Here is a 25,562-nt window from a genome sequence, read left to right as displayed (position 1 = left end):
ATGGATAAAAGGGGTGAAGCTAATGGGAAAAGTTGTTTTAATAACTGGTGCAAGCAGTGGTTTTGGTTATTTAACTGCATTGGAATTTGCTGAAAAGGGTTATAAAGTAATAGCTGCAGTCCGTAATATGGAAAAAGGGGCAAGGCTTATAAAGGAAGCAACAAAGCTTAAACTGCAGGATAAAATTACTTTGGAAACTCTTGACGTAACCTGTGTTAAGTCTATTGCTGCATTAGCAGAAAAAGTCGAAGCAAAGGGCAGGCTGGATATTCTTGTAAACAACGCCGGGTATGCTGGTGCTGGTTTTGCCGAAGAAATACCAGTCGATGAATATCGGGAACAGCTGGAGACTAATTTTTTCGGAGCAATTGCAGTGACACAAGCCTTTCTTCCGTTAATGAGAAAAAGGATAAGCGGTAGAATTATTATGATGAGCAGTGTAAGCGGCCAGATAGGGTTCCCCGGTTTAAGTCCGTATGTTTCCTCTAAATTTGCTCTTGAAGGCTTTAGTGAGTCGCTTAGATTAGAGCTGCTGCCATTCTCCATTTATGTCACATTAGTAGAGCCAGGATCATACAAGACAAGTATTTGGACGGATGGTAAGAGAATTACGGAAAAATCAATTCAAGAAAATTCTCCTTATGCACAGCAAATGAAAAGTGTGGAGCAATACTTGCAAAAAAGTGAACAGAATTATGGAAATCCATTAGAGGTGGCGAAAAAAATAGTCTTTATAGCTGAAGCCAAAAAACCAAAGCTGCGTTATAAGCTCGGTAAAGGAGTGGGAATGACTATCTTCCTTAAAGCGTGTTTACCGTGGAAATGGTGGGAAAAAATTGTTCTATATAATTTAAAAAAATAATACATATAGGTAGTAACTGGATAATGCAGCAATTGATTTGCTGCAAAATTTTTTATGTCGTCATTTCGCGTTCGGAGGTGTATTATGAACATCCATCATAAGTTAAAACTGCATAATGGAACAGAAATACCTATTCTCGGCCTTGGTACTTACAGCGCAGACGGAGGAAGAACGACAGCAGAAACGGTGAAAGCTGCCCTTGAGCTTGGATATCGTTCGATTGATACAGCTTCCTTCTATAATAATGAAAAAGAGGTAGGAGAAGGAATAAAAGAAAGCGCTGTCTATAGAGGTGATATTGTTGTTACAACAAAGCTCTGGAATGATGATCATGGATATGATAAAGCTTTAAAAGCCTTTGAAGCAAGCTTGCAGAGGCTTGATTTGAATTATGTTGATTTATATTTAATTCATTGGCCTGGCAAGGATAAATTTGTGGAAACATGGAAGGCTCTTGAGCGTCTGTATGATGAAGGACTTGTTAAGGCAATCGGTGTCAGCAACTTTAAAGAGCATCATTTAAAAACACTAATGTCAGCAAGCAATGAAAAGCCTGTTGTTAATCAGATTGAACTTCATCCTCGTCTTACATCTGAAAGCTTGAGAGAGTATTGTAAAAGAATGGACATTAAGGTGGAAGCATGGTCTCCATTGGCCAACGGCAGGCTGTTGAATGAACCGACAATCAATTATATTGCCAAAAAGCACGGCAGAACACCTGCGCAAATCATATTAAGATGGCATATTCAAAATGATATTATTATTATTCCTAAAACATCCTCGAAAAAGCGGCTTGTAGAAAATGCGAGTATTTTTGATTTTCGGCTAAGTATGGAGGAAATGAACTTAATCGACAGTCTTAATATGAATGAACGGATTGGGCAAGATCCAGATAAATTACTATTTTAAATATAAATACGAGTGCAAGCTATCAAAGGATGGCTTGCATTTTTTTTTGTTTTAAAATGCAAGGTTTAAAAATATATTCCTGTGGTAAATATAGAGTACAAGCAAATAGCAAAAGAAATTACAGATTAGCTGCAGCTTATTAACCCTTTGCTATTGCATTATTTATTTTAACAAAAATGGAATTATAAAAAAGGAGTGTTTTACATGGGCTTTCTATGGTCATTAATTATAGGTGGAATTATCGGTTGGCTTGCAGGTATCATTGTAGGCAGAGACGTACCAGGTGGAATTATCGGTAACATTATCGCCGGTTTTGTAGGTGCGTGGCTTGGTTCATTAATTCTTGGAGATTGGGGTCCATCACTTGCTGACTTCGCGATTATCCCAAGTATCATTGGAGCTGTTATCTTAGTATTTGTATTAAGCTTCATCTTAAGAAAAATGCGCAAAACAGCCTAATAATCAATTAAAGCGGGAGAAGGCAGACAGCCTTTCCCGCTTTTTTATTTTTCCAGTAATTCAAGCCCATTTACAGGGAATATTGCGGGACTGTCCAGAAATGGAGCAAAGACCTTTATATATTCTCCTGTTATTGGGTGTGCAAACTCCAGCTTTGCTGCATGCAGTGCCTGTCTGTTGTAAGCGGCAGCTCTCCCCCCGTAAAGAACATCACCTGCAAGAGGATGGCCAATTGAGCTGAAATGAACACGGATTTGATGTGTGCGGCCAGTTTCAAGACTGCAGGAAACAAGTGTCAAATCAGTTTCAGGAAAGTATTGCAGCCGTTTGTAATGAGTGACAGCAGCCTGTCCGTTTTCTGAAACTCTTCTTTTTGTGGCATGATGCCTGTCCCTGCCTATTGGCTTGTTAATACTACCTTTTTTTCCTTTCACATTTCCATGAACAAGGGCTAAATATGTTCTTTTGATTTTTCGTTCTCTTAAGTTCTGATCAAGCATATTTCCTATCAATTCGTGCTTGGCAAATAATATACAGCCAGTTGTGTTCCGATCAAGGCGATGTATATGCTTAAGCTGCCGTTCTTCTCCATTCATCAGCAGATGAAAAGCTGCCCCATTTGTTAAGGAAGAAACATCTTCTGGTGCGTTAGGATGTGTATCAATTCCATGAGGTTTATTAAAAATCATTAAAAAGTCATCCTCATACAATACGCTGAGCTCCATATAGGATGCTTCGATATTATTAGGCTGAGAATCAAACATTTTTATCGATAATAAATCTCCAGTTTTTAGTGGAGTTGACCAATTTGTTATGACAGTATTATTCAGCATCACTTTTTTCTGCATCTTAAATAAATGTACTTGCTTTTTTGATGCGAGAAGTATGGTGCGGAACAGTTCATCTATTGATATTGAATTCCATTTTTCAGGGATTTCAAGTAACATCCATTCGCCCTTTCTGTCGAAATGCATGATTAAAAACCTCCGTTATTTCTCTTTTGTTAAATTTTAATAGTATTGCATAACCCATCATATCATGGTTTTAATTACCACGGAAAACTGTAGGGGGTGTATGTTATTCTATTGTTAACAATTATAATTATTATTTAGAGGGTGGTAAAATCCAATGAAGGTAGCTTATGCTTCAACGCCTGCACAGGAAGAGCAAATAAATGAACTTATCCAAACTTTTTATACGTCCATTTTTCCCGACTTTTTTTCTGATGACGAAATAAACAAGTTTTCGAACTTGAATGTTTTGCGTTTAACACAAGAGCAATCATATATGCTAAGTACATTAAAGAATTCCTATCAAGTGATTGCTGCATTGCAGACAATTATATCAATTGTTGAGAATTCGGATGAAAGTGATGAATACGATCATTTATTCGAAAGAAATGTCGAGATATTAGATGAGTTCGAGTTATTTTTCCCTTTCCGTCTGGACAATTTCTCAAAAAAAGATAAAAGTTTGAGCATCTATTCAGAGGCAGCAAACGAGTATTTATTATAGTTTTTTCCTTACAGGGAAAAAGAGCCACAGAAGATATGTGGCTCTTTTTTTTGCATATATATAAAGTTATGCACCTCTAAAAGATTATCTTGCGAGAAAAAAGGGAAATGTAGAAGAAAAAGAGGAAAAAGGGAGCAAGCTTAAATGACTAAACTAGATTTATCCAAGTTTGAAAAGCGTTTGATGATAAGAAATACGGAATACAAGGACATTGATAAAATCCTGCAGCTTCAAGCGGAGTGCTTTCCAGGGATGGAGCCATGGACGAGGGCACAGCTTAAAAGCCATTTAGATTTGTTTCAGGAAGGACAATTTGTCGCAGAATATAATGGAGAAATTATCGGGTCTTGTTCAAGTCTTATCATTAATTTCGATGAGTATGATGACAGACATTCCTGGGATGATGTAACAGACAAAGGATATATAACGAACCATAATCCAGATGGATATAATCTATATGGTATTGAAGTGATGGTTGATCCAAAATATAGAAGGATGAAAATAGGACACCGACTATATGAAGCAAGAAAAGAGCTAGTACGCAGGCTTAATTTGAAAAGCATTATTATTGGCGGCAGGATACCTAATTATTATAAATACGAAAGTGAAATGTCTGCGAGAGAATATGTCGAAGAGGTAATCCATCATCGCATTTATGATCCTGTTCTTTCCTTTCAATTAATCAATGGGTTTACCTTAATGCGGATTAATCCGAATTATCTTCCAGACGATAGACAATCAAGTAAATATGCAACATTGATGGAATGGAATAATGTTGAGTATCTTCCACAGTCAAAACGTTTCTTTAAAAGCAGCTATCCTGTTAGAATTTGTGTTGTTCAGTACATGATGAGGCAAATTGACAGCTTTGAAGATTTTGCTAATCAGGTTGAATATTATACGGACGTCGCATCAGATGCTTCATCTGATTTTGTTGTTTTTCCAGAAATATTTACGACACAGCTTATGTCGTTTCTAGATGAGAAAATCCCCATTAATGCAATCCGTAAGGTGACAGAATATACGGAGCAATATATGGAGCTGTTCTCAAGCCTTGCTATCAGATACAATATCAACATTATTGGCGGCTCTCACTTTGTGCAAGAGGATGATGAGGAAATCTACAATATCTCCTATTTATTTAGAAGAGATGGCAGCATTGAAAAGCAATATAAGCTACATATTACGCCGAATGAACAAAAATGGTGGGGAATAAGCCGAGGAGATCAAGTTCGAGTGTTTGATACAGATTGCGGAAAGATTGCAATCCTTATTTGTTATGACATCGAATTTCCAGAGCTTGCAAGGATCGCCACAGATATGGGTGCTAAAATTATCTTTACTCCATTCTGTACGGAAGACCGTCAAGGATATTTGCGTGTCCGCTACTGTGCACAGGCGCGAGCTGTTGAAAATCAGATTTATACTGTGATTGCAGGTACTGTCGGTAATCTTCCACAAACGGAAAACATGGACATTCAATATGCTCAGTCAGCAATCTTTGCGCCATCTGATTTTGAATTTGCAAGAGATGGAATTGTCGGGGAGACGAACCCGAATATTGAAATGGTCATGATTGGTGATGTGGATTTAGAGGTGCTTCGCAGAAAACGCCAAAATGGTACTGTTAGACAATTAAAGGATAGAAGAACAGACCTTTACGAAATTGATTATAAACATAAAAAGTTTTAACCTGTAAAAAAAACCGCGGAACCCTGACCGCGGTTTTTTTTGGTGGAATTCTTTATTACATTATGGTTGTGTGAATGTCAGTTTCGCTTACATTGTCGTTGGCGTGGTCAATGTAGCGCAGTAATGAATACAAGTTATTTTCGATTACAGTATAATCATGTTCAAAATTGTATGCGTGCAGGAAATGTTCTATTTTTTTTGAAAGAAAATGATCCTTCGTGCGCACCATCAGTATTAAAAGATTATCCCACTCAGAACGATGGGTGTAGTACAGTGCACGATCATAATCAACTTTATTCAAGCTGTCCGCCTCCTTTGTTTTAAGGAGATGATTTTAGTATGCGATTGATCACGATAATATTTCATTCTAAAACTTGGCTATCCTGATTTAAAAGGCTTTTCTTATTTTACCTGTATAAAAAGCTGAATAAAAATCTTCTATTATCAAATTATAAAAAGGAAAAGGAGGCACTATGAAAAAAATAACTGTAATGATGCTTTGCCTTGTATTCGTTCTCCCATTTCCAGGGAATATTCTGGCGAAGGAGTTAAGCAGGCAGGAGCAATACACATATGAAGAGTATCAGCGCGATATATGGAAAATGAAAAGCAAATACAAAAAGAAGCTCGAAGTACATACAATTGGCTATTCTGAATACGGCAGAAAGCTGTATGGAATAAAAGTAGGGACAGGAAAAAAATCCATTTTGATAAGTGGAACCCATCATGGCAGGGAATGGATCACAGCACTCATGGTGATGAAAATGGTCGAGAACCAAGTAAAAGAAGAGGATCTTTACAATAGGATGGGAGATTATTCGATCTGGTTTGTTCCAATGCTTAATCCAGACGGGGTTATCATTCAGCAGGGGGAGGTTCGGAAATTTCCATTGTTTTCACGCATGGCTATTAAAAAAATGAATGAAGGTTCTAAAGATTTTACTCATTGGAAGAGCAATGGAAGGGGAGTTGATTTGAACCGTCAATACCCTGCAGGCTGGGAGGAGCTGGAGGGGGAAAGTCCAAAACCTTCCTTTAAAAACTATAAAGGAGAAAAACCGCTTGAGGCCAAAGAGGTTCAAGCAATTGTCAGCTTAACAGACAAAATAAAGCCAACTTTGGCTGTAGCCTATCATTCATCAGGACAAGAAATATTCTGGCAGTACAACAATGAGGAGAACAGTGAAAGGGACAGGGCGATTGCCTCTAAATTAGCAGCAACAACAGGGTATGAGCTTGGCAAACCAGACCCAGATGCCATTGGAGCAGGCTACACGGACTGGTTTATTACCACATATCATTTGCCTGCTTTTACAATTGAAATATGTCCTGCTGTTGAAGAGACTAGTCCTCCTCTCGGTACATTTGCAGAGGAATGGCAACGAAATAGGAATGTGACAGAGGTTTTGCTTCAAGAAGCAAAACAATTGGAGAATGTACATAAAAAGAACTTGGATTACAGATAATAGGAAAAAAGGTTTTAGGAGGTTAACATGAAGAATCGGGCTTTTCCTATATTAGTTGCATCCATACTAATTATGGCATTCTTATTTCCATCTCATAATATTGCGGTTCAAAAATCGGATTATGAAAAATACGGTAGCATTGCTATTGCTGTAGTCAAAGCAGATTATCCAGATCAAGCAGTTACTGACTATAAGTATATGGGCAGAAAGAAAATCACAACAATGGAAGTGGAAGACAGCTTTAAGTTCATTGTTAAGGAAAACAGCAAAGAAAAAACAGTACAAGTAGTAATAAAGCATGATTTAGAAAATGATAAGTTCATCTCTTTGACTGTGAGTGAACCTGATCAGCCATAAAAAAAAAATCTGGGGATCCCAGATTTTTTTAATATATATCTTTTTTAGTAAAGGTGAAAAAGGAAATGACTAATGCTGCTGCTCCCCATATTGCCAGTACAGTCAAGGAAAAGGGCAAGGACATTCCTTCAATAGGGGGGATATTTCCTTGCAAGTAGTCTGTGAGCCTCAGGTTTACCATGAACAAATACTTTGCAGATTCCCAAGAGGAAGCGATATTGCTGATAATTGTCCCGGAAATTAAAAATGCAAGCATTACTCCCATTCCAGCAGCTGTGCTCCTAATCAGGATTGACAGCATAAAGGATAGAGTACCAACAACGAGGGAAACAAACCAGGCTAGTCCAAATACCATCATTATATATTGCCATTGTGGTACAAGATGGACTCCGGCAGTATTTAGCTCGCCTGCTTCAACTGTAAATCCGGTAAGAATAGGAGCTGTCCAGCCTACATATCCGAAGAATAGTCCACTGATAATATAAGCGAATAATCCGAACATAAAGAGAATGAACGAAATGGACAAAACCAATGTAATGTATTTGCTGAGCAAAATCCTCCAACGGCGGACTGGCCGTGTTAAGAGCAGCTTAATGGTGCCGATACTTCGCTCAGATGAAACAAGGTCAGCAGCGACAATCATCACCATTAATGGCAGTAACAGCTGCATCGAGTTATCTAGAAAAACACGAAGGAATGTTGGAGCACCCGGTTCTTGCGGATTGATGTCATGATCAAGATAATATTGAGATTGACTGATGCGGACCTTTAGTTGGTTTCGCCATTCATCTGAAATACCGCTTGAGCCAATCCTGTTTTGTGTATCGATGATTGATTGCTGCAAGGTAGTGCGCCAGTCAACATCCCCTAAGCGTTTCTTCACATTTTCCATTTCTCTAAACTGTGCATATGTGAACATAGCAATCATGATGCCGATAATCAATGTAACAACAAACAGCCGCTTGCTTTTAACGAGCTTAAGCATTTCATTGTAGACAAGTTTACTCAATAGACTCACCTCCTGTCAGCTCAAGGAAGAGATGCTCTAAGGAAGGGATTTGTCTGTTCATTTCCTTTACTTGTACATTTGCCTCGAATAACAGCCTGCTCCACTGGCCCGCTTCTTCTTCAATAAATGGAGTGATTACTGTATCTCCATCAATTTTGACAGATGGTGAGACACTTCTTAGTATTTCCACACCAGCATCCATTGGAGTAAAACGCCAAAATATCTTTTCCTGTGCTGTCAGCAAGGAATGAACGGTTTCTGTGTGAATGATTTTCCCGCTCAATATAATGGACACCCTGTCACACAGCAATTGGATTTCACTAAGGAGATGGCTTGAAACTAAAACGCTCAATCCTTCTTCCTTTGCCAGAAAGCGAATAAACTGCCGCATTTCCCTTATACCAGACGGGTCTAAGCCGTTTGTAGGCTCATCCAGGATTAAAACCTTAGGTCTGCTTAACAGAGCTTGGCCTATTCCCAGCCTTTGTCTCATTCCGAGGGAGTATGTTTTAACCTTGTCATGAATTCTTTCCTTCAGCCCAACAAGCTCCACAATTTCTTGTATTCTTTTGTCATCAACGCCCTTTAGCATACGGGCAAAAAATTGCAGGTTTTCCCAGCCTGTTAAATAGGGATAAAGCTCTGGGTTTTCTACAATACATCCGAGTCTTTCCATCGCTTTAGAGAAATCCTTTTTTACATCGTATCCACATATTTGAATGGAACCTGATGTAGGTTTAATTAAACCGACGAGCATCCGAATTGTTGTTGTCTTTCCGGCACCGTTCGGTCCGAGAAAGCCAAACACCTCACCGCTTTTCAGTTCAAAGCTGATATCTTTAATAATCTGTCTTTTTCCGATTGTTTTGGTTAAATTTCTAACCGATAAGGTAGTCTCACTCAATTTTCCTCCACCTCCCATGAAATTAAGGAAGCAACTCTATCTGCCATTAATTCATACCCCTGTTTGTTAGGATGGAAGTGGTCTGAATAAAGATAAGTCTGTACATTTTGCTGGAAAATATCATATGTAGGAACAAAAATTGTCTTTGCAAAGGCAGAGCTTGTTTCAGCACTTGCATAATTCCAATCACGGACAATTTTGGATGTAGCTTCACTGTTTTCCAAATCGCTGAATGGGTTGTAAAGACCGATCAAGTAAATTGGTGCTTCCTTGTTTGTAGATCTGATGGTAGTTAATATTTCCTTCAAGTTTTGATTATAAGATGCAGATAGATCAGCAATGGTATTGTCGTCAATATGGGAAAGGGTTTCCCCGCCTTGGAACAAATCATTCCCGCCGATTGTAATAAAAATAATATCAGCATTTTTTGCCTGTCTTTGGATTTCCTGCTGCTTGATTTGTGCAGCAAGTTCCTTAGAGGTTGCGCCTTTAACACCGTAATTTGTTAGAGTAATTTTCTCATTTGTTTTCTCTGCAAGCTTGTCCTTCAGGTAGCCGATATAACCTTTTCCAGCCTGATCACCTGTTCCTCTTGTTAGTGAATCTCCTAATGCAAGAAGCTGGACACCGCCAGAAGGTGCCTTTGCTGTAAGTGTATTAGGTGTGTTCAGTTCCTTTTTTGAGCCTTGTGCATAATCGACAAGTACCCAGCCGAGACCAAGCATCCACATCAAACAAACGAGTGAAGAAAGCGAAAGGATGTAGATGGTTGCATTCTTTTTCAAATTTTCTCCCCCTTTATACATTTATTTTCTTTAGTCATATTCTAACGATGCTTGTAAACGGAATCAAATAATAGCCTGTTTCAAGTGTTGACAAATATAAAGTTAAATAGACGATTTGCAGGCAGGAAAGTGAAACAAAAGAAGAAGAGCTTAGGCGAAGCTCTTCTTTTGAAGATTATTAATGGATGTCTTTTTTCTTAAAGCGGCCGCCTCGGACTTCTGCGATATTAGCTACAGCAAGAAAGGCCGTCGGGTCTAGTTCTTCTACAATCAATTTCAGCTTTGCTTCCTCAAGCCTGTTAATGACACAGAATATGACCTTCTTATTATCACCAGTATAAGCACCTTCTCCCTTAAGATAAGTAACCCCTCGTCCTAATCTAGCAATAATGGTTTCGCCAATAACTTCAGCATGGTCACTGATAATCCAGGCAGATTTCGACTCATCAAGACCTGCTATTACAATATCAATAACCTTAAAGGCGATAAAGTAAGCAATAATGGAATACATTGCTCTGTCCCATGTGAAAACAAAACCTGCTGTAATGAAAATAAAAAAGTTAAAAAACATAATGATTTCTCCGACTGAAAAGGGAAGCTTTTTGCTAAAAAGAAGTGCCAGGATTTCGGTGCCGTCTAAAGACCCTCCAAAGCGGAGAACAATTCCCACACCGACACCTAATATAATTCCCCCAAAGACGGTTGCTAAGAGCAGATCCTCCGTAAATACTGGAACATCATGAAGCAGAATGGTGGTTATGGATAATACGGTGATTCCTAACAAAGTAGAGAGGGCGAAAGTCTTTCCGATTTGTTTATAGCCAATATAGAAAAATGGAATATTAAGCAGGAAAATGAAGAAACCGAGCTTAATGGAAAACAAGTGGGAAAGAATAATGGAAATGCCGACAATTCCTCCATCAAGGATTTGGTTAGGAACGAGGAATTCCTCAATGCCAACACCCATCATGACACTTCCTAAAATGATAAAAAGTCCTCTTTTTAATAACACGCTTTTTGGCAGCACTTTATGCTGAGGTTTTTGATCGCCAATAGACGTTTCGAGTTGCGGTGCTTCCATTTAGTTTCCTCCAATCTTTATGTAGAATTTTATGAATTTTAAAAATATAGAAAAGGCAATGAGTCATGGGGATACTCAAAATAAAGGGGATATCATTATTTTACCATACGAATGTTATGTTTGGCATTGTTCTGAACTGCAAAAAGAGAAAAAAGCAAATCAACAACCTTCAATTCGAAGTTGATTTGCATAGCTTATTTAAACCAGCCTTTTCTTTTGAAGAATACAAACATACAAACTGCGATTGTAGCCATAATGCCTAATAAGGTGAAATAGCCATATTTCCAAGCGAGCTCAGGCATATATTGAAAGTTCATACCATAAAGGCCTACAAGAAAGCTCAAAGGCATAAAGATGGTCGTAATCACTGTTAGGATTTGCATAATGCGATTAGATTGGTGGGCATTATAAGATAGATAACTGTCCCTAATATCCGCTGTCATTTCTCTGTTCGACTCGATTACCTCTGTCAGCTTTAGCAGGTGGTCATAAATATCGGAGTAATATTCCCGCTTATTTGACACGGCTGTCAGCTTTTTCGTATTCAGCAATGTATAAAGGAGATCACGCATCGGCACAACAGTGTGGCGAACTGATAATAGGCGGTGTCTTGTGTCATAAAGGTCGTCTAGCAATACTTCCATTGATTTGTTGTCAGTGTTTTCATCGATTTCATTCAAAAAATCCTCAATTTCATAGATAATTGGGATATAGTTATCGACAAGATGGTCTAGTAATTCATACAACACCGTAAATTGGCTCCACTTAGCTGGAGATTTATCACCTAAAAGCTTTTTAGCAACATATTGAACCTCGATGGAAGGCTTTTTATGAAAGCTGACGATATAATTATCACCAACAAAAAGATTAAGCTCTTCTTTCGCAAATGTTTTCGCTTCGAGGCTATGTGTTACAAAAAAAGTATATTCATCAAAATAGTCTATTTTAGGTCGTTGCAAATTATGGAGGCAATCTTCAATTGAAAGGGGATGGAATTGAAGGGGGTTCCTTAAATAATCGACTTCCTTATCATCAGGCGCATGAAAATCAATCCAATACCATTCATATGTCCCTTTCTTCCAATCCTCCATTGTCAGACCAGTTTCAATTGTTTTGTTTTTTGTTAGTGCAATAATCTCAATCATGATTTCTCCTTGTATAAGTAAAGTATGGAAGGTCTTATTCCATATAAACAACAGTGTATGTATATCATATTCTATTCTTGACGAAAAAAGTTTTCAAGGTTATTATTTCATTAATAAGTTAGTTACAAAAAGTAAGTATTTATGGAGGGAACCAATGACTACAGAAATTAGCAGTGGGCAATTTTTGGATATATTAAAAGCACGCAGAGCAGTGAAGGTTTATGATGAGAGCCATCAATTATCGAAGCAAGAAATTGAGGAGCTACTCGAGCTGGCAGGAAGAGCGCCGTCTGCTTGGAATCTGCAGCATTGGCATTTTGTTGTTTTTCACGGAACAGAAGCTCAGGAAAGACTTCTTCCAATAGCTTTTAATCAACAGCAAATAACACAATCATCCTGTGTTATCGCAATACTTGGTGATTTAGAAGCAGATAAAAACGCAGAAGAAGTATTCGGTCAGGATATTGAAAAAGGCAGAATAAAAGAAGAGCTTGCAGAAGTCATTAAAGGACAAATTAATGGAGCTTATTCAAACGACGTATATCCTAGGGATGCGGCAAACTCAAATGCTTCCTTGGCAGCTATGCAATTGATGCTTGCAGCGAAAGGAAAAGGACTGGATACATGTGCTATTGGCGGATTCAACCGTGGAAAGTTCGTTGAAGAGTTCCAAATCTCTGAACGCTACTTGCCGCTAATGCTAATTACTGTTGGTAAAGCAGCTGCACCTGGAAGAGAAACAGACCGGCTTCCATTAGAAAAGACAACAACTTGGATATAAATCTAAAAAACTGCAGGCAAACTTTAGGTTGCCTGCAGTTTTTTTAGATTCAACACTATAGGTCCATCCTTAAAGGGATTTTTTCTATGTAAGTAATGCTTATAGTCTTTTTTTGCTATAATAGAGAATAGTAAAAAGCATGTCAATGCCGTGAGGATGAATGAATATGAAGATATTAGTTATAGAGGATAATGAAAGTGTATGCTCCATGCTGGAGATGTTTTTTCTAAAGGAAAATTATGATGGAAAGTTTATACATAATGGTAAAGAAGCGCTTGATTTTTTTCTAGAGAACCAGGATTGGGATATCATCATTGTTGACTGGATGCTGCCTGGAATGGAAGGAGTCACTATCTGTAGAAGGATAAGAGAGGTCAGCTCTGTACCTATTATTATGTTGACAGCCAAAGACAGTGAGTCAGATCAAGTGTTAGGTCTCGAAATGGGTGCAGATGATTATGTAACGAAGCCTTTCAGCCCTTTAACGCTGATGGCAAGAATTAAGGCAGTTACCCGCCGTTATCAAAAGGATGCTGTCAGTAAAGTGGATTCAAACTTCCTGACAAGCGAGCATTTCAAAATCAGCAAGGAAACGCGAGAAGTTATTTACAATGGCAAGGTGCTTTCCAACTTAACTCCAAAGGAATTTGATCTCCTATATTATTTAATCAGCAATCCTAAGCAGGTATTTACAAGAGAGCAGCTGTTGGACCGAGTATGGGGTTATCAATTTTATGGAGACGAAAGAACGGTAGATGTGCATATTAAAAGGCTCCGCAATAAGATTGGCACAAAGGAGCAGCCGTTTATCCATACGATCTGGGGAGTAGGTTATAAATTTGACGAAACCGTTGGAAATGGAGAATAAGCAATGAAAAAAAGGAGGGATTTGTCCCTCCTTTTTTTATACTATTTCGGCTTCAGATGTGGACACAGCAGATTGAGCAAGTTGCCTTTGACCTGCGGTTTCCGGAAGTTCTTCAACTTCACGCATCTTCATTACTTCCACATATCTGATATGATGGTCTTCCATTTCGATTATTTTAAAGCTATAGGAATCAAATGTAAGAATGTCTCCTTCTGTTGCATCATAGTTGGATGTAAGAATCCAACCGCCCAATGTGTCAATGTCTTCATCATCCAATTCGATGGAAAGAAGGGAGTTAACTTGGGTAATCAACAGCTTTGCATCAAGGATAAAGTGATTTTCCTTTACCTTTTGAATGCTTGGAATTTCATCCATGTCAAACTCATCACGGATATCGCCGACAATCTCTTCAATAATGTCTTCAACAGTGACTAAGCCTGAAGTACCGCCGTATTCATCCATCAATATCGCCATATGAATTCGTTCTTTCTGCATTTTGACAAGCAGATCGTGAATTGGAATGGTTTCAATAACACGGATGACAGGGCGAATATACGAATCTAGCTTTTTGGCACTCAAGTCTTTTGAGCGAATCAATGCAGTCATGATTTCCTTGACGTTAATCATGCCAATAATATGATCCTTGTCACCATCTGTAATTGGATATCTTGTAAACTGTTCACCTTGAATGACTTCCATTAAGTTATCAAGGGAGCTTGCTTGTTCCAATGAGATGATTTCCGTGCGCGGAACCATAATTTCCTTTGCAATTCGATCATCAAAATCGAAAATTTTGTTTACATACTTAAACTCTGATTGGTTTATTTCGCCGCTTTTAAAACTTTCAGAGACAATGATGCGAAGTTCTTCCTCCGAATGAGCTAAATCATTTTCAGAAACGGGCTTAAGTCCAAACATGCGTGTAATAACTCTGGCAGATCCGTTCAAGACCCATATAAATGGGAAGAGAACCTTATAAAAAGCAATTAATGGTCTTGCTGATAATAAGGTAATTGCCTCAGCTTTATGAATAGCAAATGTTTTCGGAGCCAATTCTCCCACTACTACATGAAGAAATGTAATAATGGCAAATGATAAAGAAAAGGATATAATGGTCACAGCTGTTTCTGGAATGTGGATCAGTTGGAATAATGGAGAAAGTATTTCATGTATCGTTTCCTCCCCAAGCCAGCCGATTCCAAGTGCAGTAATAGTAATGCCTAACTGGCATGCTGATAAATATTCATCAAGATGTGTGATGATTTTTTTTGCAGCAATGGCATTTTTGTTGCCTTCCTCCACTAACTGGTCGATTTTAGAACTGCGCACTCTGATAATAGCAAACTCTGAAGCTACAAAAAATGCAGTAAAAGCAATCAAAATGGCTATTATAACCAAGTTAAATATGTCCAATAAGTTTCCCTATCCCGCGGATGCGAGTAAGGAGTCACCTCCTGATTAATACATGTATTAAGTTTTTTATGGCTGTACGTATATAGGTCTGCTGCTATTCTGATTTCTTTTAATATACCGATCTATTCCAGTTTGTTAGAATGCTGATTGTAGGTTTTAGGATATGATCAATTATAGGAAAAGAATCAGAGGTTCTTTTTAGGTTTACGATCCCATCTTACCACCTCAATCTTTCCGTTAGATGTATTAATAATTATACTTTAAGCCAAACTGCGCAGTCAAACGGTGCAATTTCTCAATTTTCAGTTTTTTAAATAATTATAGCTCTTATATAATATTTTATGTGAGTGATGCTAAAATATGTTTAAGGTAAAAAAGACATTTTCCCACGATTAAAGGGCAGCCATATTAGAGGCTGCCGATTTTATGTAATGCTATGCCTCTTTTGTTACTTCAATAGAAGATATGTGTCCGTTTTGAAAATCAATTGCTTTAAAATAATAGCCTTCGTATTCGATTGAATCACCTAGACTTATATCAGGCTTTTTATAAAGAAGCCACCCGCCAATTGTATGAACTCCGTCATTTTCTATCGAAATGCCAAGCAGGTTACTTACTTCATTTAGAAGGAGTTTGGAATCAAACCTATAATGGCTATCACTAATTTTTTGAATGGATGGTAATTCATCTACATCAAATTCATCCATAATGTCACCAACTATTTCTTCCAGTATATCCTCAACAGTAACAAGTCCAGCTGTGCCTCCAAACTCATCATGGAGAATCGCGATGGAGATTCGTTCCTTCTGCATTCTTAATAAAAGCAGTTGGATAGGAATTGTTTCCATTACATGAATAATCGGTTGTATATATTCTTTTAATGGAGTTTCTTCCATACAATTCTGTCTTATACAATCAGTCAAAATTTGTTTTGCATGAATAAACCCGACGACAGCATCCTTATCCCCATCCTTTGTAATCGGGTATCTTGTGTAGCGTTGGGAGCTGATGGAACTGATGACATCCTTAAGAGACATATCCTCGGACAAGACAGCCATTTCTGTCCGTGGAACCATCACTTCATTTGCTATCCTGTTATCAAATTCAAAAATTCGCTGGACATAGCGGTACTCTGTCCTGTTTATTTCCCCAGTTTGGTAGCTTTCCTTCAAAATGAGCTGAAGCTCTTCCTCTGAAAGGGCATTTTCGTTTGCGTCTGTGCTTTTGACACCATATAGGCGGGCTACTAACCTTGCCGCATTATTCAATACCCATATGAAAGGGAAGGTCACCTTGTAGAATATGATCAGTGGTTTAGACAAAGCCAATGTCACTTTTTCTGCATATCCGATTGCAATCGACTTTGGAAAAAGCTCACCAATCACAACATTAATATAAGTTACAATTGAAAATGCCAGCACAAATGAGATAATGTGTGCGGCAGAATCAGGAAGCTGCAGCTTTTCCACAACAGGCGCCATTAACTTTAGTACAGTTGGCTCACCTAACCACCCAAGGCCGAGCGAGGTAATAGTTATTCCAAGCTGGCATGCGGATAGGTAGCTGTCTAAATGGGTTGTAATCGTTTTGGCTGAAGCAGCGTTTTTATGTCCTGCAACCACCAGCTGGTTGAGCCGGCTTGGTCTTACTCTAACCATGGCAAATTCAATTGCAACAAAAAAGGCCGAGAAGGCTATTAATACAAAAATAAGCAGAAGATTTGATACTATCATTGCGCTCAACACCATTCGTTATTATCTTTGCTGTTAATCCTACATATACGTAAGTTTGTATTAGTGTACACCAAATGAATCATTCCTAGTATGAATTAGCCTAAGGTTTATCACATCATTAAACTATTAGCGCATTTTGGGTTTTTTTAAACATTTTTCTTTTTAAAGTTAATAGAAAGGGGAAAAAAGGAGAATTATTTACGTTGGTGTAGTGCTGTCCATTCTCGTTCAAGCATGCTGTATAAATATAAATCATGGTAATGGTCATAAAGCCATTCTCCATCTCGAATAATACCCTCTTTTCTAAAGTGGAGCTTTTTAGGAATAGCTTGGCTTTTGACATTGTTGATACCACACCGGATTTCAATGCGATTAAGGTTTAAGTAATAAAAAGCGTGATTTAAGACAGCAGCAACACATTTAGTCATAATTCCTTTTCCTTGCACAGATTCTCCTAAATAGTAGCCTATGCTTGCTTGCCTGCTCATCCAATCAAGCTGCTGAAGAGAAATCATGCCAACAAGTTTGTCTCTGTGAAAAATTCCTGCTTGAAAGCCATTATTGTCCGAAAGCTGCTTATGCCAATCTGGAATGATTGACTGATATTGATAAGGAGAGATAATATGATCGATCCATGGAAGCCATTCCTTTAAATAAGTACGGTTTTGGTCAATAAGTTGAAACAGTTCATTGCTGTCCTGTAAAAGCAGCATACGAATATGGGTTTCTTGATCTACGGGTATATGCAAAATGGGAGTTCACTCCCTTCCTTAAATGATCATTTTCCCTTTAGCTTATGCGACCTTAACAGCAGGTGATATAAAAAAAGCCGCCGTTTGAACATAATGGGCAAATGCTTCAAAGGAAGAAAAAAATTCAAAAACAGCTTAATAATTGTTTTTATAAGCCGATAGACTTAGTAAATAAGTAGTTGTTTTTTTATAGTAAGTTAATTTGATAACGCTTTATTGTTGAGGTGTGCCTCGATAGTAACAGTATGCTAGAAGGGAGATAGATGGTAGTGAAAAAGAGGGAAAGCTTATTGGCGAAAATGGTGGCACTTGTATTTATAGTTATCCTTGTTGGTGCAGCCGCTTCTGGTATGGCTGGATATTATGCGTTTCAGAATGGCTTTACACAGCCTCTTGCTTTGATTGGAGCAGCAGTAATAATTTCAGCAGTGGTACTTTCGGTAGTATTCTACATAGCGTGGAGAAGGAAATTTGTGATTTTAGCAAATGTAAGCGAATCCTTCATGAGACTATCTGAGGGGAATCTGAACGTACAGGAGCTCTCTCATACTTCTAAGGATGAAGTTGGCAAGCTAGTTTTGAGTATAGAAAGCTTAAAAGGCCAGCTTGAGTATTTGCTTGGTCAAAGCAGTGATATCAGTAATTTGATTCTTGAATCGTCTGCAGAATTATCAGCAGTTGCTGAGCAAACGTCTGCAAGCTCAGAGGAAATAAGCAGAGCAATGGGAGATATGGCTCATGGAGCTGGAGAGCAGGCGGCTGAATTAGAAGACGTAAACAAGGAAATGGGTAGATTAAATAATTCTATTAATAAAATGAATGAAAAAAATGATCAAATTAAGGATGCTGCTCAAGTTTCAGAGTCGGCAACCAAAAAAGGTCAAGAAATGATCAATCAGCTGAAAAAATCGAATGAGCTTGCAAAAAGGGCTACAGACGAAGTGAGTGTTGGAATATCGAGCCTTTATACAAAGATTCTCGATATATCCAATATTACCGTTACAATTGACCGAATTTCAGATCAAACGAACCTGCTTGCATTGAATGCAAGTATTGAAGCAGCCAGAGCAGGTGAGCATGGCAAAGGATTCTCCGTTGTAGCAAGTGAGGTCAGAAAGCTTGCCGAAGGAACAAACCTTGCGACAAAGCAAATTCAGGAAATGATTCAGTCGATTGAAAAGGAAACGGAAAAAACAGTCCAGGCATTATTTGAAACTACTACACAATCAGAGGAATTAAATAATGCGGTTAATGGCACTGAAAATGAATTCACAAACATATCCTCAGCTGTTAATGAAACGATTCATGCAGTCCAAGATCTTGGTGCAGAGCTTAAGACAATAGTAGAGCAGAATAGTCATATTCTCCAATCTATTACAGCTATTTCAGCTGTATCTGAATCAAACGCAGCATCTGTCGAGGAAGTAGCCTCTTCAACAGACGAACAAATTACAGCAATCGCAAATGTAACAAATGCTGCCGAAGAAATGGTTAAACATGGAGAAAAGCTGCAGGATATATTGAAAAATTACAAACAGCATTAAAGAAATATGTCTGCTATTTAGCAGGCATTTTTTCTTCCCATAACAATTACACTTAAATTCACCAAGCTAAAAATTGAAATTTGCCTTTTATAGGCTTATAATAAAAATAACAGTGTAAAATTACACATAACTTATAAGGGAATGAATGCATTTTGACAAGAGAAGAGATTATTTTTAATGTATCGGAAAAAATGCGCTTAATACGGACTGAGGCAGGCTACACTCAGGACAAGATGGCTGAGGTTATTGGTCTTTCAAAAAAAACTCTCGTTCAAATTGAAAAAGGCAGATTGTATGCAGGCTGGTCAACTGTTGTGGCAGTTTGCGCTTTATTCAGAGAAACAGAAACAGTGCGTTTCTTGTTTGGAAATGAGCCGTTAGAAGTGTTAGAAACAGTAGCACGTGACGGCATGGATTACAGAAAGGAAAAAACACTTGGCGGTAAAGTATGGTGGCGTGAAGCGGATAGGAAAAACGGGTTTATTCTTCAGCAGAACATCATCAGCCAGCATTTCAGAATTATTGATGAAGATCATTTCCGCATCTTTTCAAGCTTTGATGAAAAAGAGTCGATGGAGCGATTCCAGGAGTTGTCAACAGCACAGTAATAGCCTTGCATTCATGATGGTTAATTAGTTTCTAATGCAAATAAAAAAGGCTTGAAATGGTTGCATTTCAAGCTTTTTCTTATTTAAGCTATGCCATTTTGGTTATAGGCCTTTACAAAGGAGTTTTCCTTAAGGCTCTTCCAGAAAGAACTTGCCTGTGTTCCCTCTAATTTAATTTGGATGTCCTGCTTTGAGCCTGCTGTTAAGAAAAAAGAAACAAGCTTCGGAAGGCTAGTTGTTTCCACGACGTGTTTGCTGCATAAAAGCTGACATTTCACATTGAATTTTTTTGTTGCCTCGTAAAAGGAAAGAATATCCTTTACCGTCATATTTTCATGAAGAGTTACCCTTTTCAAAAATGTCTCCATTATTATCGCTCCTTTTTTCTACATGTTATTTTAAAGATAATCGTCCATTATTTTTATTTGTATGTAACAATCAAGTACCCGAATGGCAGTTGGTTAAACGTTATTTAGATAAATTGTGACTTAAATACTAAAGTAACTCCGACTTAAGGAGGAATAAATATACTGAAGTAGGGGGGGAGGTAGTAGGTTTCCAATTATAAGCATTATTTGTCGAAATATTAGCAATTGACTTTAATATTTTAGCATGTTAATCTTCAATTATATTATATTGGAAAATTAATGAAAAGAAGGGAGGCGACTGATATGTGGAACAACAAAATGATGGATATCAACCTGGGAATTGTATATATCAGTGGCCTTTGCTTCTATCTGGATAATTGATGCACAAAGGATAATTGCCGACTTTAAGGCTATTATGTAAATGGCAAGCATCAAAAGAGACAGATCGCATGGGGCGGTCTGTCTCTTTTTTTGTGTTCGAGAAATAGAGGGAAATAATAATTTGCCTCTTTTCTATATATATTACTGAAAATCTAAGGAGGAAGATGTTAATGATTGTAGGTAGCAGAAGTTATGGAGCAAACAGAATGGATCTGGAAAGCGGCTAGTTAAGTTTTGTGAGATGAGGGGAGAAAAATATGTTTTCAATTTTATTTAAATTAAAATGGTTTTTTAAAGAACACTGGAAAAGGTATACGATAGCCATCACCTTACTTATCCTTGTGGGGGTTATTGATATTTTGCCGCCGCAAATTCTAGGAATGTTTATTGACGAAATAAATGTAGGTTCGCTGACAAGCGTAAAGACAATGCAATATATTGCTGCGGTAGCAATAATCACAATTAGCTCATACGCAATAACCTATTTTTGGATGTATAAGCTGTTTGGTGGCGCTTTTGTGTTGGAGCGAAAGCTGCGGAGCAATTTTATGGGACATTTGCTTAAAATGACACCGACATTTTTTCAAAAGAACCGTACTGGTGATTTAATGGCAAGGGCGACAAATGACTTGAAGGCAATCAGTATTACAGCAGGATTCGGAATATTAACATTGATTGATTCTACAGCGTTTATGATTACCATTCTTATTACGATGTGTCTTTTAGTAAGCTGGAAGCTGACACTTGCAGCGATATTGCCGCTACCAATTATGGCTATCATCATGAAAATATACGGTGATCGAATTCATAAACGATTTACAGAGGCTCAGGATGCTTTTGGAGACTTAAATGATAGTGTTCTTCAGTCAATCGGTGGTGTCCGTGTTATTCGGGCATATGTATTGGAGAAGGATGATGAAAAAGAATTTCATCAGATGACAGAGGATGTTTATAACAAAAACATTCAGGTTGCGAAGATTGATTCTTTATTTGAACCGACGATTCGTATTCTTGTCGGGTTAAGCTATATTATTGGCTTGGGTTACGGGTCCTATCTTGTTTTTCAGCAGCAAATAACCATTGGCCAGCTTGTTAGCTTTAACGTCTACCTTGGAATGATAGTATGGCCGATGTTTGCTATTGGTGAATTAATGAATGTCATGCAAAGAGGAAACGCTTCATTAGACAGGGTGCAGGAAACATTAGATTATAAGCCAGATGTCTTAAATCCTAGCGCAAGTAATGAATTAGCTGTTCCTGACGCTATTTTATTTGATTCCGTACAATTCCAATATCCGTCTTCTGCCGTAACTAATCTTAATGATATTAATTTGCGGATTAACAGAGGCGAAACAATTGGGGTTGTCGGGAAGACCGGTAGCGGTAAAACGACACTAGTAAAGCAGCTGCTGAGAGAGTACCCAAAAGGACAAGGAGAACTCTCCATCAATGGCACGAGCATTGACGAAATAAATTTGCAAAAGCTCCGTAGCTGGATTGGCTATGTGCCGCAAGATCATGTTCTATTCTCAAAAACAGTGAAAGATAATATTCTATTTGGAAATTTGGAGAGTGCAACAGAGGAGCAGCTAGAGGAAGCAATTCGCTTAGCCTCATTTAACCAGGATATTGAGATGCTTCCAGAAGGGTTGGAAACGCTAGTAGGAGAAAAGGGTGTTGCTTTATCTGGCGGGCAAAAACAAAGAATTTCTATCGCGAGAGCTTTAATAAGAAATCCTGAAATTCTAATTTTGGACGATTCCTTATCTGCAGTTGATGCCAAAACAGAACAGAATATTATCCAAAATATAAAAAAAGAACGTTCAGGTAAAACGACAATTATTACAACACATAGAATGACAGCGGTTCAGCATGCAGACCAAATTATCGTCCTAGAGGATGGGAAAATTATAGAGCATGGGTCACATGAACAGCTGCTGCAGAAAAACGGATGGTATAAAGAGCAGTTTGAAATTCAGCAAACGAAAACGGCACAGTCTACAGGGATTGAGGTGCAAGCATGAGCACTGGAAGAAGATTACTTCAATATGCATTACAATTTAAAAAAATAATAATATTCGCTCTCATCATGCTGACGATAGCGGTTGTTGCAGATTTAGCTGGGCCGTTTATCGCCAAAAAAATTATCGATGACCATATTATGGGGATTGAAAATAAATGGTACGAAACTACCTCAACTACAGGAGCAGTCGAGTATGATGGTAATTTGTACACGAAAGTTAAGCCGACAGGAGAAAGTGATACAGCAGATGCGAGGATTTTTCAAGTCGGAAGAAACTTTTTGTTTATCCAAGAAGATATTAGCTTTGATGGAGAAAGAAGCTATAAAGATGGGGTTTTGACCATTACCTCAGGCGGTGATGTTGCTAAGTATGAAGCAGCACGTCTCAGTATGGAGGAAGTCTTTGCATTCTTTAAACTAGAAGTGCCCTCGATTATTAAACTGCTGGCCTTTTATTTCGGGCTTGTTATTATAGCTTCCGTGTTTCAATATGGACAGCATCTATACTTGCAGAAATCAGCAAACAGAATAATCCAGAAGATGAGGGAGGACGTATTTGCCCAAATTCAGCGGATGCCAATTAAATATTTCGATAACCTGCCAGCAGGCAAGGTTGTTGCAAGGGTAACAAATGATACAGAAGCAATCAGAGAGCTATATGTGACAGTTCTTTCTAACTTCTTTTCAAGTGGTATTTATATTATTGGCATATATGTTGCATTATTTATCCTTAATGCGAAGCTTGCAGCAATCTGTCTTGTTCTTCTGCCGATCCTTTATTTATGGATGATCGGATACAGACGTTTTGCAGCAAAGTATAACCATGTTATTAGAGCTAGGATCAGTGATATTAACGGAATGGTGAATGAATCCATTCAAGGGATGAATATCATTCAGGCCTTTGGCAAGGAAAAACAAACCTCTAGTGAATTCGAGACTTTAAACGAAGAGCATTTTAAGTACCAGAACAAGATGTTGAACTTGAACAGCTTGACTTCACATAATTTAGTCGCTGTACTCAGAAATCTTATTTTTGTTGCATTTATCTGGTTTGTTGCAGGGCAGACATTGAGTGTATCCTCTGCCATTTCATTAGGTGTTCTTTACGCGTTTGTCGATTATATTAACCGTTTGTTTCAGCCAGTTCAGGGAATCGTCAACCAATTGGCGAATTTAGAGCAGGCTCTGGTTGCAGGTGACAGAGTATTTGAATTGCTTCGTGAGGACGGTATTGACGTAGCTAAGCCTAGCATAACGAGGTATAAAGGCAATGTTGCCTTTGAGCACGTCAACTTCGCTTACAAGGAGGATGAATATGTTTTAAAAGACATTTCATTTGAAGCGCAGCACGGAGATACGGTCGCACTTGTTGGGCATACCGGTTCAGGTAAGAGTTCTATTATGAATTTATTGTTCCGTTTTTATGATATTCAGTCAGGGAAAATAACGATTGATGGTATGGATATTTCCGAAATGTCGAGACAAGATTTAAGGAAGCATATGGGCATCGTTTTGCAAGACCCGTTTCTCTTTAAAGGAACGATAGCCTCTAATGTGACGCTCAACAATCCTGCCATTACAAGAGAGATGGTTGAAAAAGCATTAAAGGATGTTGGAGCAGACAGAGTTCTCAAAAATCTTGAGAAAGGCTATGATGAACCGGTTATCGAAAAGGGAAGCACGTTGTCGAGTGGACAGCGCCAGCTCATTTCCTTTGCACGCGCACTCGCCTTTGATCCTGCTATCCTTATCTTGGATGAAGCGACAAGCAGTATTGATACGGAAACAGAGCAGATTATTCAGCAGGCAATGGAGGTACTTAAAAAGGGAAGAACGACGTTTATTATTGCCCATCGTCTTTCTACCATCCGTAATGCCGATCAAATAATCGTTCTTGATCACGGTGAAATAGTTGAAAAAGGAAATCATGAAGAATTGATGGAGCTTAAAGGAAGATATTATCAAATGTACCAGCTTCAACAAGGTTCGAAAGCAGGTTAAAGAGAAGCATAAAAATTGCTGAAGCCCCCATTTAAATGGGGGCTTCTTGCCATTTTATATTAAGTTTTGCAAATTAGAATTGAGAACCGCCAAGTTGACGTTCAGCCATTTGTACTAAGCGTTTTGTGATTTCTCCACCAACAGATCCGTTAGCGCGAGCAGTTGTTTCTGCACCTAAGTTAACACCAAACTCTGATGCGATTTCGTATTTCATTTGGTCTAGAGCTTCAGATACTCCTGGTACTAAAAGGTTGTTAGATGAATTGTTGTTTGCCATTTTGTTTCCAGCTCCTTGATAAATAGTTTTTTGGTTGGACCAGCTGGAGTTGCACCAGCTAGTAAGAGAATCTTACTATCGCTTGATATGGTCCATTGATGCGCTGCTTGTACTCTTATTATGGTTGTCAGGAGCTTTTCTATGCATTTATTTTTTGATGAAATATCTTCCAATTAACTGTGTGGAGAATTATCAATCTCGAATAGTTTTTTCTGATCAAACAGAAAATAAACGTAAACTTTTTATTAATGAGGTGTAGAAATGAATATTTGCCCTTTATGCAATGGCTTGGAACAGCTTAATAAAGTCTGTAAGGATTGCGGACAGCAGGTAGAGGATAAGGGAAGAATCATGGATTATTATGATGACTACAGCGCGTATATGCCAATTGATCAAATGAAGCTAGAGAACGGCTATCCAGATTTGGAGAAGCATTTATGTCCGCATCTTGTATTATGCGAATCATGCGGGCTGGAGGATTTGGTGTTTATTCAGGAATAGAAAAGGGGGATAGGACAAAAACATTTCATACTAAAAAATATAATACCATTTAACTTTGAAACATTGGACCTTATGATTTCAATGAATTTTGGCATTAAAATTAGTTCATTTCATTTCGCTGCAGGGAG

At 38.1% G+C, this 25,562-nt stretch carries 26 protein-coding genes; 14 read left to right on the top strand and 12 right to left on the bottom strand.

Annotation, left to right across the window (positions count from 1 at the left end):
* The first annotated feature begins 22 nt into the window (after window positions 1-22).
* From NQZ71_RS18090 to NQZ71_RS18080, 3 genes are all read left to right on the top strand, one after another.
* A complete protein-coding gene (locus NQZ71_RS18090) occupies window positions 23-862 on the top strand; it encodes an SDR family oxidoreductase (RefSeq protein ID WP_317011096.1) in 840 nt (279 codons plus the stop codon).
* Window positions 863-946: 84 nt separating this feature from the next.
* Complete coding sequence (locus tag NQZ71_RS18085; RefSeq protein ID WP_317011095.1) at window positions 947-1,771, top strand: aldo/keto reductase; 825 nt, start codon at window positions 947-949, stop codon at window positions 1,769-1,771.
* Between the two features lie 204 nt (window positions 1,772-1,975).
* Window positions 1,976-2,230: a GlsB/YeaQ/YmgE family stress response membrane protein gene (locus tag NQZ71_RS18080; RefSeq protein WP_144451863.1), complete on the top strand. Its 255-nt coding sequence runs from the start codon at window positions 1,976-1,978 to the stop codon at window positions 2,228-2,230.
* Window positions 2,231-2,274: 44 nt separating this feature from the next.
* Here the strand turns inward: NQZ71_RS18080 and NQZ71_RS18075 are convergent, their stop codons facing one another.
* Window positions 2,275-3,204: an RluA family pseudouridine synthase gene (locus NQZ71_RS18075; RefSeq protein ID WP_317011094.1), complete on the bottom strand. Its 930-nt coding sequence runs from the start codon at window positions 3,202-3,204 to the stop codon at window positions 2,275-2,277.
* Between the two features lie 154 nt (window positions 3,205-3,358).
* Here NQZ71_RS18075 and NQZ71_RS18070 point away from each other — a divergent pair, with 154 nt between their 5' ends.
* Both NQZ71_RS18070 and NQZ71_RS18065 read left to right on the top strand, forming a co-directional pair.
* Window positions 3,359-3,745, top strand: a complete 387-nt coding sequence (locus NQZ71_RS18070) for a DUF5365 family protein (protein WP_127736451.1) — start codon at window positions 3,359-3,361, stop codon at window positions 3,743-3,745.
* Window positions 3,746-3,889: 144 nt separating this feature from the next.
* Window positions 3,890-5,437 carry a bifunctional GNAT family N-acetyltransferase/carbon-nitrogen hydrolase family protein gene (locus NQZ71_RS18065; protein WP_144451865.1) on the top strand — a complete coding sequence of 516 codons (1,548 nt, stop codon included), beginning with the start codon at window positions 3,890-3,892 and terminating at the stop codon, window positions 5,435-5,437.
* 55 nt (window positions 5,438-5,492) lie between these two features.
* Here NQZ71_RS18065 and NQZ71_RS18060 read toward each other — a convergent pair whose 3' ends face one another.
* A complete protein-coding gene (locus NQZ71_RS18060; RefSeq protein WP_144451866.1) occupies window positions 5,493-5,738 on the bottom strand; it encodes a YhdB family protein in 246 nt (81 codons plus the stop codon).
* Between the two features lie 172 nt (window positions 5,739-5,910).
* Here NQZ71_RS18060 and NQZ71_RS18055 point away from each other — a divergent pair, with 172 nt between their 5' ends.
* Together NQZ71_RS18055 and NQZ71_RS18050 are read left to right on the top strand one after the other, a co-directional pair.
* Window positions 5,911-6,903 carry a M14 family zinc carboxypeptidase gene (locus NQZ71_RS18055; RefSeq protein ID WP_144451867.1) on the top strand — a complete coding sequence of 331 codons (993 nt, stop codon included), beginning with the start codon at window positions 5,911-5,913 and terminating at the stop codon, window positions 6,901-6,903.
* 27 nt (window positions 6,904-6,930) lie between these two features.
* Window positions 6,931-7,260 carry a DUF3889 domain-containing protein gene (locus NQZ71_RS18050; protein WP_317011093.1) on the top strand — a complete coding sequence of 110 codons (330 nt, stop codon included), beginning with the start codon at window positions 6,931-6,933 and terminating at the stop codon, window positions 7,258-7,260.
* Between the two features lie 28 nt (window positions 7,261-7,288).
* Here NQZ71_RS18050 and NQZ71_RS18045 read toward each other — a convergent pair whose 3' ends face one another.
* From NQZ71_RS18045 to corA, 5 genes are all read right to left on the bottom strand, one after another.
* Window positions 7,289-8,269 (bottom strand): ABC transporter permease, encoded by a 981-nt coding sequence (locus tag NQZ71_RS18045; protein WP_144451869.1) that lies wholly within the window; start codon window positions 8,267-8,269, stop codon window positions 7,289-7,291.
* Window positions 8,262-9,173, bottom strand: coding sequence for an ABC transporter ATP-binding protein (locus NQZ71_RS18040; protein WP_144451870.1), 912 nt, complete (start codon window positions 9,171-9,173; stop codon window positions 8,262-8,264). Before NQZ71_RS18040 ends, NQZ71_RS18045 begins: the two co-directional genes overlap by 8 nt.
* Entirely contained in the window at window positions 9,170-9,958 is a 789-nt protein-coding gene (locus NQZ71_RS18035) for an SGNH/GDSL hydrolase family protein (RefSeq protein ID WP_275004264.1), read from the bottom strand. Before NQZ71_RS18035 ends, NQZ71_RS18040 begins: the two co-directional genes overlap by 4 nt.
* 178 nt (window positions 9,959-10,136) lie before the next feature.
* Window positions 10,137-11,039: a YitT family protein gene (locus NQZ71_RS18030; RefSeq protein ID WP_144451871.1), complete on the bottom strand. Its 903-nt coding sequence runs from the start codon at window positions 11,037-11,039 to the stop codon at window positions 10,137-10,139.
* 194 nt (window positions 11,040-11,233) lie between these two features.
* Window positions 11,234-12,184 (bottom strand): magnesium/cobalt transporter CorA, encoded by a 951-nt coding sequence (corA, locus tag NQZ71_RS18025; RefSeq protein WP_144451872.1) that lies wholly within the window; start codon window positions 12,182-12,184, stop codon window positions 11,234-11,236.
* A 154-nt stretch (window positions 12,185-12,338) separates the two neighbouring features.
* Between corA and NQZ71_RS18020 the strand changes: the two genes are divergently transcribed.
* The gene (locus NQZ71_RS18020; protein ID WP_144451873.1) at window positions 12,339-12,965 is read left to right on the top strand and encodes a nitroreductase family protein; all 627 of its coding nucleotides are present in this window, start codon (window positions 12,339-12,341) and stop codon (window positions 12,963-12,965) included.
* Between the two features lie 166 nt (window positions 12,966-13,131).
* Window positions 13,132-13,833: a response regulator transcription factor gene (locus tag NQZ71_RS18015; protein WP_260053476.1), complete on the top strand. Its 702-nt coding sequence runs from the start codon at window positions 13,132-13,134 to the stop codon at window positions 13,831-13,833.
* A gap of 36 nt (window positions 13,834-13,869) precedes the next feature.
* Here NQZ71_RS18015 and NQZ71_RS18010 read toward each other — a convergent pair whose 3' ends face one another.
* From NQZ71_RS18010 to NQZ71_RS18000, 3 genes are all read right to left on the bottom strand, one after another.
* The gene (locus tag NQZ71_RS18010) at window positions 13,870-15,246 is read right to left on the bottom strand and encodes a hemolysin family protein (protein ID WP_127736417.1); all 1,377 of its coding nucleotides are present in this window, start codon (window positions 15,244-15,246) and stop codon (window positions 13,870-13,872) included.
* Window positions 15,247-15,680: 434 nt separating this feature from the next.
* A complete protein-coding gene (locus tag NQZ71_RS18005; RefSeq protein ID WP_317011092.1) occupies window positions 15,681-16,979 on the bottom strand; it encodes a hemolysin family protein in 1,299 nt (432 codons plus the stop codon).
* A gap of 194 nt (window positions 16,980-17,173) precedes the next feature.
* Window positions 17,174-17,692, bottom strand: coding sequence for a GNAT family N-acetyltransferase (locus NQZ71_RS18000; protein ID WP_144452508.1), 519 nt, complete (start codon window positions 17,690-17,692; stop codon window positions 17,174-17,176).
* A 308-nt stretch (window positions 17,693-18,000) separates the two neighbouring features.
* Between NQZ71_RS18000 and NQZ71_RS17995 the strand changes: the two genes are divergently transcribed.
* A complete protein-coding gene (locus NQZ71_RS17995; RefSeq protein ID WP_317011091.1) occupies window positions 18,001-19,275 on the top strand; it encodes a methyl-accepting chemotaxis protein in 1,275 nt (424 codons plus the stop codon).
* Window positions 19,276-19,427: 152 nt separating this feature from the next.
* On the top strand, window positions 19,428-19,883 hold the full coding sequence (locus tag NQZ71_RS17990) for a helix-turn-helix transcriptional regulator (protein WP_127736408.1): 456 nt from the start codon (window positions 19,428-19,430) through the stop codon (window positions 19,881-19,883).
* Between the two features lie 83 nt (window positions 19,884-19,966).
* Here the strand turns inward: NQZ71_RS17990 and NQZ71_RS17985 are convergent, their stop codons facing one another.
* Window positions 19,967-20,251: a hypothetical protein gene (locus NQZ71_RS17985; RefSeq protein ID WP_127736405.1), complete on the bottom strand. Its 285-nt coding sequence runs from the start codon at window positions 20,249-20,251 to the stop codon at window positions 19,967-19,969.
* Between the two features lie 638 nt (window positions 20,252-20,889).
* On the opposite strand from NQZ71_RS17985, the gene NQZ71_RS17980 reads away from it, so the two are divergent.
* The gene (locus NQZ71_RS17980) at window positions 20,890-22,656 is read left to right on the top strand and encodes an ABC transporter ATP-binding protein (RefSeq protein WP_317011090.1); all 1,767 of its coding nucleotides are present in this window, start codon (window positions 20,890-20,892) and stop codon (window positions 22,654-22,656) included.
* Window positions 22,653-24,656, top strand: coding sequence for an ABC transporter ATP-binding protein (locus NQZ71_RS17975; protein ID WP_260053478.1), 2,004 nt, complete (start codon window positions 22,653-22,655; stop codon window positions 24,654-24,656). The genes NQZ71_RS17980 and NQZ71_RS17975 overlap by 4 nt, the downstream gene beginning before the upstream one ends.
* 73 nt (window positions 24,657-24,729) lie before the next feature.
* Here NQZ71_RS17975 and NQZ71_RS17970 read toward each other — a convergent pair whose 3' ends face one another.
* Window positions 24,730-24,933, bottom strand: a complete 204-nt coding sequence (locus tag NQZ71_RS17970) for an alpha/beta-type small acid-soluble spore protein (protein ID WP_127736396.1) — start codon at window positions 24,931-24,933, stop codon at window positions 24,730-24,732.
* A 261-nt stretch (window positions 24,934-25,194) separates the two neighbouring features.
* On the opposite strand from NQZ71_RS17970, the gene NQZ71_RS17965 reads away from it, so the two are divergent.
* Window positions 25,195-25,434, top strand: coding sequence for a hypothetical protein (locus NQZ71_RS17965; RefSeq protein ID WP_144451879.1), 240 nt, complete (start codon window positions 25,195-25,197; stop codon window positions 25,432-25,434).
* Window positions 25,435-25,562: the final 128 nt, after the last annotated feature.

The sequence above is a fragment of the Niallia taxi genome (assembly GCF_032818155.1).
GTDB lineage: Bacteria > Bacillota > Bacilli > Bacillales > Cytobacillaceae > Niallia > Niallia taxi_A.
The sequence above is the reverse complement of the archived record's forward strand: the minus strand, read 5'-3'. Positions and strand labels throughout refer to the sequence as shown.

Excerpts from the sequence above, each read along its gene's own strand:
- NQZ71_RS18090 (WP_317011096.1), top strand. The coding sequence starts at position 23 with ATGGGAAAAGTTGTTTTAATAACTGGTGCAAGCAGTGGTTTTGGTTAT.
- NQZ71_RS18085 (WP_317011095.1), top strand. The coding sequence starts at position 947 with ATGAACATCCATCATAAGTTAAAACTGCATAATGGAACAGAAATACCT.
- NQZ71_RS18080 (WP_144451863.1), top strand. The coding sequence starts at position 1,976 with ATGGGCTTTCTATGGTCATTAATTATAGGTGGAATTATCGGTTGGCTT.
- NQZ71_RS18075 (WP_317011094.1), bottom strand. The coding sequence starts at position 3,204 with ATGCATTTCGACAGAAAGGGCGAATGGATGTTACTTGAAATCCCTGAA.
- NQZ71_RS18070 (WP_127736451.1), top strand. The coding sequence starts at position 3,359 with ATGAAGGTAGCTTATGCTTCAACGCCTGCACAGGAAGAGCAAATAAAT.
- NQZ71_RS18065 (WP_144451865.1), top strand. The coding sequence starts at position 3,890 with ATGACTAAACTAGATTTATCCAAGTTTGAAAAGCGTTTGATGATAAGA.
- NQZ71_RS18055 (WP_144451867.1), top strand. The coding sequence starts at position 5,911 with ATGAAAAAAATAACTGTAATGATGCTTTGCCTTGTATTCGTTCTCCCA.
- NQZ71_RS18050 (WP_317011093.1), top strand. The coding sequence starts at position 6,931 with ATGAAGAATCGGGCTTTTCCTATATTAGTTGCATCCATACTAATTATG.
- NQZ71_RS18030 (WP_144451871.1), bottom strand. The coding sequence starts at position 11,039 with ATGGAAGCACCGCAACTCGAAACGTCTATTGGCGATCAAAAACCTCAG.
- corA (WP_144451872.1), bottom strand. The coding sequence starts at position 12,184 with ATGATTGAGATTATTGCACTAACAAAAAACAAAACAATTGAAACTGGT.
- NQZ71_RS18020 (WP_144451873.1), top strand. The coding sequence starts at position 12,339 with ATGACTACAGAAATTAGCAGTGGGCAATTTTTGGATATATTAAAAGCA.
- NQZ71_RS18015 (WP_260053476.1), top strand. The coding sequence starts at position 13,132 with ATGAAGATATTAGTTATAGAGGATAATGAAAGTGTATGCTCCATGCTG.
- NQZ71_RS18005 (WP_317011092.1), bottom strand. The coding sequence starts at position 16,979 with ATGATAGTATCAAATCTTCTGCTTATTTTTGTATTAATAGCCTTCTCG.
- NQZ71_RS18000 (WP_144452508.1), bottom strand. The coding sequence starts at position 17,692 with ATGCTGCTTTTACAGGACAGCAATGAACTGTTTCAACTTATTGACCAA.
- NQZ71_RS17985 (WP_127736405.1), bottom strand. The coding sequence starts at position 20,251 with ATGGAGACATTTTTGAAAAGGGTAACTCTTCATGAAAATATGACGGTA.
- NQZ71_RS17980 (WP_317011090.1), top strand. The coding sequence starts at position 20,890 with ATGTTTTCAATTTTATTTAAATTAAAATGGTTTTTTAAAGAACACTGG.
- NQZ71_RS17975 (WP_260053478.1), top strand. The coding sequence starts at position 22,653 with ATGAGCACTGGAAGAAGATTACTTCAATATGCATTACAATTTAAAAAA.
- NQZ71_RS17970 (WP_127736396.1), bottom strand. The coding sequence starts at position 24,933 with ATGGCAAACAACAATTCATCTAACAACCTTTTAGTACCAGGAGTATCT.
- NQZ71_RS17965 (WP_144451879.1), top strand. The coding sequence starts at position 25,195 with ATGAATATTTGCCCTTTATGCAATGGCTTGGAACAGCTTAATAAAGTC.